Annotated in this window: 6 protein-coding genes and 1 pseudogene; 2 read left to right on the forward strand and 5 right to left on the reverse strand. The window is 68.4% G+C overall.

The window, feature by feature from the left end:
• Positions 1-63: 63 nt before the first annotated feature.
• From BLQ49_RS18970 to BLQ49_RS18985, 4 genes are all read right to left on the reverse strand, one after another.
• Entirely contained in the window at positions 64-324 is a 261-nt protein-coding gene (locus BLQ49_RS18970) for a hypothetical protein (RefSeq protein ID WP_244507672.1), read from the reverse strand.
• Between the two features lie 266 nt (positions 325-590).
• On the reverse strand, positions 591-1544 hold the full coding sequence (locus BLQ49_RS18975; protein WP_244507673.1) for a LysR family transcriptional regulator: 954 nt from the start codon (positions 1542-1544) through the stop codon (positions 591-593).
• A complete protein-coding gene (gene pucL, locus BLQ49_RS18980; protein WP_091718453.1) occupies positions 1537-2379 on the reverse strand; it encodes a factor-independent urate hydroxylase in 843 nt (280 codons plus the stop codon). Before pucL ends, BLQ49_RS18975 begins: the two co-directional genes overlap by 8 nt.
• 24 nt (positions 2380-2403) lie before the next feature.
• The gene (locus BLQ49_RS18985) at positions 2404-3831 is read right to left on the reverse strand and encodes a nucleobase:cation symporter-2 family protein (protein WP_091718455.1); all 1428 of its coding nucleotides are present in this window, start codon (positions 3829-3831) and stop codon (positions 2404-2406) included.
• 285 nt (positions 3832-4116) lie between these two features.
• Between BLQ49_RS18985 and uraD the strand changes: the two genes are divergently transcribed.
• Positions 4117-5001: a 2-oxo-4-hydroxy-4-carboxy-5-ureidoimidazoline decarboxylase gene (gene uraD, locus BLQ49_RS18990; RefSeq protein ID WP_091718508.1), complete on the forward strand. Its 885-nt coding sequence runs from the start codon at positions 4117-4119 to the stop codon at positions 4999-5001.
• Between the two features lie 76 nt (positions 5002-5077).
• A complete protein-coding gene (locus BLQ49_RS18995; protein WP_143012286.1) occupies positions 5078-5302 on the forward strand; it encodes a hypothetical protein in 225 nt (74 codons plus the stop codon).
• A 423-nt stretch (positions 5303-5725) separates the two neighbouring features.
• Here the strand turns inward: BLQ49_RS18995 and BLQ49_RS19000 are convergent.
• Positions 5726-6000: pseudogene (locus BLQ49_RS19000) on the reverse strand (IS701 family transposase); the annotation flags it as partial.

Consider the following 6000-nt stretch of genomic DNA (forward strand, 5'->3'; position numbering starts at 1 on the left):
ATGGCACGGTTACACGCGCGGCGCGTCCACGGGATCCAGAGCTAATCCATCCGAATCACGGACTCAGCGCAGGCCTTCCGTCCGCGGCGGCGTGTACGACCGGCGCACGGAGCCCGTCGTCAGGTCGCCGACCGACACCTCGACGTTCGTGCCGTACGCACGCACGTTCCGCGCGGCCGCCAGGTTCGCCGCAGCCGCCTGGCCTTCGAGGCCGCCGGGCGCCGTTACCGCAGGGATTCCGGCCGGGGCGGTGTAGCTCTGTGCCGATGCGGCCGTCGTCAATGCGAGGCCAAGGGCGGCAGCGGCAAGGAAGCGGGACATCATCGGACTCATCCATCGAGCGAAGGCGGCGCACCATGCGACCGAGCCGAACACCCGTTCATAGATTGGGCACGACTGCCTCTCGATCCAACAGAGCCGGCTTATTCTTTGTGCGAATTCACACGGGGCGATCAACGCACATCGGATCACCGCGTGGCACGGCGCGAATCGTTTTCCGGAAACTCATTAGTTTTCAGAATCTTGAGAAAGCGCGACTGTCTCCGCGCGTGCCCTGGAGGAATGGCACAGATCTTTCCCGATGGGTCCGCTCAATCGGGATCGCCGCGCCCGCCCAAGGCCTCCCCGATCCGCGCGGCAACAAGGTATGCCGGTCCGCCGAGGGGGGATTGTGACCGTTGGATCAGCGATACCGACTGGGTGATCGCCGTGGCATCCCGCAGCGGCGTGAAGGCGAGGGATCCGCAGGCGATCTCCGCCTGGATGTCGGACAGGTTCAGAAAGGTGATATGCGGCGCCCGCTGCGCCAGATGCTTCATCAGTTCGACCGAGTTGGTCTCGACCGCCGGTTTGAGAACGGCGTGGGTCGGCACCAACTGCTCCAGCACGGCGCGCAAGCTCATCGAGCCGTCCGGGACCACCAGCGGGAAGCCGAGACACTGGGCCAGACGAAGGTGGTACAGGCCGGCGAGCGGATGATCCGGCGCCATGACGGCTCCGAGATGATGCTCTGACCGCGCGAGGCATCGGAACTGCGGACCGCGCGGCATCCGATACGCCAGCGCGAGATCGACATCGCCCGACAGGAGCGTCTCGACGATGCCGTCCATCGTCATGACGCGGATCTTGAGGCTGATATGCGGATGGTTCTCGCGGAAGTCGCGGACCACGTCCGCAAGGATGCCACCCGCCAGGGTCGCCATCGTGGCGATCGCGACCTCCCCGCGGTCGAGCCCCTTCAAGGCGCTGATCTGCGTGAGCATCCGTTCGTGCTCGCGCAGGGTGTCGCGCACGTGGCGGAGGAGAATCTCCCCGGTTGCGGTCAGCCGCAGACCCCGGGGCAGCCGCTCGAACAGCGGCGCGCCCATCTCCGCCTCAAGCGCCAGGATCTGCCGGTTGATCGCGCTCGACGCGACGCCCAGCCGGACGGCAGCCTTCCGGATCGAGCCGCTGCGGGCCACTTCGTCGAGATAGGCGAGGAGGCGGTGGTGCAGCACGGGGGCGGGCCTGCGCGCCGGTCCCACGGCGCGATCGGGTTCAGGCAACGCGGCCGATCGTAGCCTCGATCTGGCCGTGCGGCTCGTCGGTGGGCAGGAACACGGTGCCGGGATTGTCGAGGCCGAAGGGCTGGAGGTTGATCGGGATGTAGTGCTTGTTCGGCATCGCGAAGGCGATCTCGGACACCTCGGGCATGGCCGCCAGCACCGCCTCGCCCATCCGATACATGCTGTCCTGCACGCCGTAACTGTAGGTGGTTCCGAACACTGCGATCAGCGTCTCCTGGATGCGGGCATTGGCTGCGCCATAATCGTCCGGCGTGCCGGACCAAGTCCAGGTGGCGTCCATGCTGGTCGCGGCGATCCGGTCGGTCGTGTCCGGCAGCGTCCGATACTGGTCATCGACGAAATCGGACCAGCCCGACTGCGTGGTCTTCATGAAGGTGAAACCCCGCAAGCCCGAGGAGAGCTCGACCCTGTCCCGTCCGGCCTGAAGGCGAACGTAGCCGAGGCCGTTGCCGTCGAGCGTGAAGGTGTGACCGTGCGGCACGCCGGCGATCGCGTGGCGAAGCCAGCGCGTCTCGGTGGCTTCGATCGTCACGGTGTCCATCTGCGGATAGGTGTCGAGGAAGACCCGCGCCACAGCCGTGACGAACGCCTCCTTGTCGAGGGAGACGTTCCGGGCCGCCGTGACGTTGACGATGTTCTTGACGCTGTCGGTGGCCACGCAGGCGCGGTTGTCGCCCTCCGTCCAGGCGGCGTCGAAGCGCCCCTGCATGAGCACGGTCAGCGTCAGTTCGCGGGGCGTGTGATGGTCGCCGTCCCGGGTCAGACGCATCACCCGGACCCGGCTCTTGCCGTATCGCGAAGCCGTCAGGGCCATGAGCATCTCCGGGTTGGGACAGGTTCAGTGGGCTTCGGCGGCCTGCGCCTGCCGGACAGCGTCCGCGCGTGCCGCCCCCATCGTGCCGAGGCCGTTGAAGAACAGGTTCAGGATCACGGCCGAGAGGGCGCAGAGCAGGATGCCCGATTCGAGGAGCGGATGCAGCGCGTGCGGCATCTCCTTGAAGAAGGTGGGGGCCACAAGCGGGATCAAGCCGAATCCGACCGAGACGGCGACCACGAACAGGTTGTTGCGGTTGCCGGCGAAATCCACCGTGCCGAGGATGCGCACGCCGGTGGCCCCGACCATGCCGAACATCACGAGACCCGCACCGCCGAGCACGCATTGCGGGACCGCCTCGACCAGGGCCGCCAGCTTCGGGACGAGCCCGAGCCCCAGCATGATTCCGCCGCCGACGACCGCGACGGAACGGGTCCGAACGCCCGTCACGCCCACGAGGCCGACGTTCTGCGAGAACGATGTGTAGGGGAAGGTATTGAAGATGCCGCCGATCACCGTCCCGAGGCCGTCACCGCGCAGGCCCTGGGTCAGGCGCGCCTCGTCGACTGGATCCGCACAGATCTCGCTCAGCGCGAGGAACATGCCGGTCGACTCGATCATCACGACGATCATCACGATGCAGAGCGTCACGATCGCGACGGGATCGAAGCTCGGCAGTCCGAACGCGAAGGGGCGGACGAGGTCGAACCACGGTGCGCGCGCGACGTGGCCGAGGTCGACCAGCCCGAAGAATCCGGCCGCAACCGTCCCGATCACGATGCCGATCAGGACGGAGGCCGAGTTGACGAAGCCGGTCCCGAACCGCGTGATCGCCAGGATCACGCACAGCACGAAGGCCGCGATGGCGAGGTTGAGCGGCGCGCCGTAATGCGGATTGCCAATCCCGCCGGCCGCCCAGTTCACGCCGACGCGCATCAGCGAGATGCCGATCACGAGGATGATGGTGCCGGTCACCACCGGCGGGAACAGCGGCAGCAGCCGTCCGATCAAGGGCGCTATCGCCAGCGCGAACAGGCCGGCCGCGATCACGGCGCCGTAGATCCCCGTCAATCCGATGTCGGGGCTGGAGCCCATGGCGATCATCGGCGTCACGGCCGCGAAGGTCACCCCCATCATCACCGGCATGCGCACGCCGATGCCGGGCAGGCCCCAGCTCTGCACCAGTGTCGCGAGGCCGCCCGCGAACAGGTCCGCGCTCACCAGCATCGCGACCTGATCCGGGGGCAGCTTGAGCGCCCGTCCGACGATCAACGGCACGGCCACGGCGCCGGCATACATCACCAGCACATGCTGAAGGCCGAGCAGGCCGAGTGCGAGCGGGCCGACCTGGGTGATCGGCGCCGCGGCGGCCTCGCGCGGGACGGCGCCGCCCACCAGGGTTGCGTCTGGCCCGGTACCCGCGGGAGCCTCGGATCGGGCAGCGCTCGGCATTGCGGGATCTCTCCAGCGGGCGCGCCGGTCCACCATGAAGACCGCAGATCTGCGCGCCACGGCCACGATCGCGCAAGGTATATGCCAAGGCGGGACGCACCGCTTTGCGGACCTCACCAGCTGTCGAGTGACGGAACGGCCTTCGCAAGGAAATCCGTTCGCGCGGTCGTCATCTGGCCTGTTGCCTGCAACCGCGAACACGTCGAGGGTCAGCCTTTGTTCGGCGCGGTCCGCCGCACCGGCCGGACGGCTCGCGAGCGGGTCAGGCCGAAGCACGGGGTGGCGATGAAAATCCCTCTCACCGACCTCAACACCATGCCGGAGGGCGACTTCGTGGCGCTGCTCGGCGCCGTCTTCGAGCACGCGCCCTGGGTCGCCCGGGCTGCGGCGGCGCGCCGACCGTTCGACACCGTGGCCGGGCTTCATGCAGGGCTGTGCGCGGCGGCTGCGGCGGCGCCCGATGATCTGCGCCGCGCGCTGCTGGCCGGCCACCCGGAACTCGCGGGTCGTGCGGCCCGCGACGGGATGATCGCCGCCGATTCGATCGCCGAGCAGGCGGTGGCCGGTCTGGATCGCCTCTCCGCCTCGGAATACGCGCGGTTCGAGGCGATGAACGCGGCCTATCGCAGCCGTTTCGGCATCCCGTTCATCCTCTGCGTCGGGCGCCATGGCCGCGCGTCGCTCCTGAAGGCGTTCGAGGAGCGCCTCGAATCCGATCCGGAGACGGAAATGCGCACCGCGGAGGCCGAGGTCTTCCGCATCGCCGCGATCCGCCTCGGCCGCCTGGTCGAGGCGGACGGGACGCTCCGCACCACCGGCCGCATCTCCACGCACGTCCTCGACACCGTGCTCGGACGGCCGGCCGCGGGCGTGGCCGTGGAACTCGTCGAAGCCGTGACCGGGACCGAGACCGTGCCGGTCGCCCGCGCCGTGACCAACGCGGACGGGCGCACCGACGTCCCGCTGATCGGCGGTCGGCCGGTCCCGATCGGGGTCTACGAGATCCGGTTCGCCCTCGGCGACTATCATCGGCGGATCGGGATGCGCCTGCCGCAGCCGCCCTTCCTCGATGTCGTGCCCCTGCGCTTCGGCGTGGCCGCGCCGGAGGAGCACTATCATGTGCCGCTGGCGGCAACGCCCTGGAGCTACCAGACCTATCGCGGCAGCTGAGAGCCGCGGCGGGTGACAGGCGGCACGTGACTTGCTGCATCTCGGGCGGCGGTTCCGGACCGCGGGAGTGAATGAGATGCGTCGCGTCCGCGTCGGATGGATCGCCGTTCTGGCCGCGGGTGCGTGGCTGGGCCTAGGGGCCGGGTTCTCGGGCGGGCAGCTCAGCCTTCCGGGGCATGCCGCCGCGCAGGGCACCGTGACGCCTCCGGCCGGCCAGCCCCGCGTCACCGCCCCGGGCGGTCTGCGGGGTCGCGTGGCCCGTCGGCATCGCAGGATCCACCGGCACGGCGGACGGCGCTAGGCCACATTCCGGCGCGCCGGCTACGATCTTCACACATTTTCGCCGACGCGCTCTCCTCCCCTGGCGATCCCGGGCCTGCCCGGGATCGCTCAAGCTTGCGGGGAGGAGTTGGAGGTGGGGGTGGTTCAGGATCGAGCGGAGCGGTGCCTTCTGCACCACCCCCACCCCTGGCCCCTCTCCACAAGGGGGAGGGAAAAGCGCTCTTTTCTGAAAGGATTAGGCATCGGGAAGAAAAGTGTGAATCCGCTAGGGCGCGCCGGGGAGGGAATGCTGCGCTGGATAGCCGATACTAATGCATAATCCTTATGGAACTTGTTCCGGATTCCGCCATTCGATCCGTTTATTGATGTCTCGAAGATGAGGCCGCGATGCGACGGATGGTGATGGTGGTCATGACCCTAGCACTACCTGGGCACTTTGAGGTCAGACGGTAGCCGGAAGCGGCGGCGACAGTGCGGGCATCGCACCGGTGGGATGAGACCGACGAACAGGCGGCCGATGATGGCCTGCCGCACGGCGGGCAGGGTCGGAGACGGTGGCGGTCCCGGTAGGCCGGCCACCTTTTTTTTCCCCATCCGTCCGGTCGGGCCCAGCCAGGCGCAGGTGCTGCAGGTAGGCGCAGGCGATGCACGTCATCAGCGCGTGCCGGTGCAGGCCGGTCCAGGAGCGGCCCTCGAAGTGGTCGAGGCCCAGTTCCT

Source organism: Methylobacterium phyllostachyos, assembly GCF_900103445.1.
GTDB lineage: Bacteria > Pseudomonadota > Alphaproteobacteria > Rhizobiales > Beijerinckiaceae > Methylobacterium > Methylobacterium phyllostachyos.

Bases quoted from the DNA above. Each gene is read 5' to 3' on its own strand.
- BLQ49_RS18970 (WP_244507672.1), bottom strand. From the start codon at position 324: ATGATGTCCCGCTTCCTTGCCGCTGCCGCCCTTGGCCTCGCATTGACG.
- pucL (WP_091718453.1), bottom strand. From the start codon at position 2,379: ATGGCCCTGACGGCTTCGCGATACGGCAAGAGCCGGGTCCGGGTGATG.
- BLQ49_RS18985 (WP_091718455.1), bottom strand. From the start codon at position 3,831: ATGCCGAGCGCTGCCCGATCCGAGGCTCCCGCGGGTACCGGGCCAGAC.
- uraD (WP_091718508.1), top strand. From the start codon at position 4,117: ATGAAAATCCCTCTCACCGACCTCAACACCATGCCGGAGGGCGACTTC.
- BLQ49_RS18995 (WP_143012286.1), top strand. From the start codon at position 5,078: ATGCGTCGCGTCCGCGTCGGATGGATCGCCGTTCTGGCCGCGGGTGCG.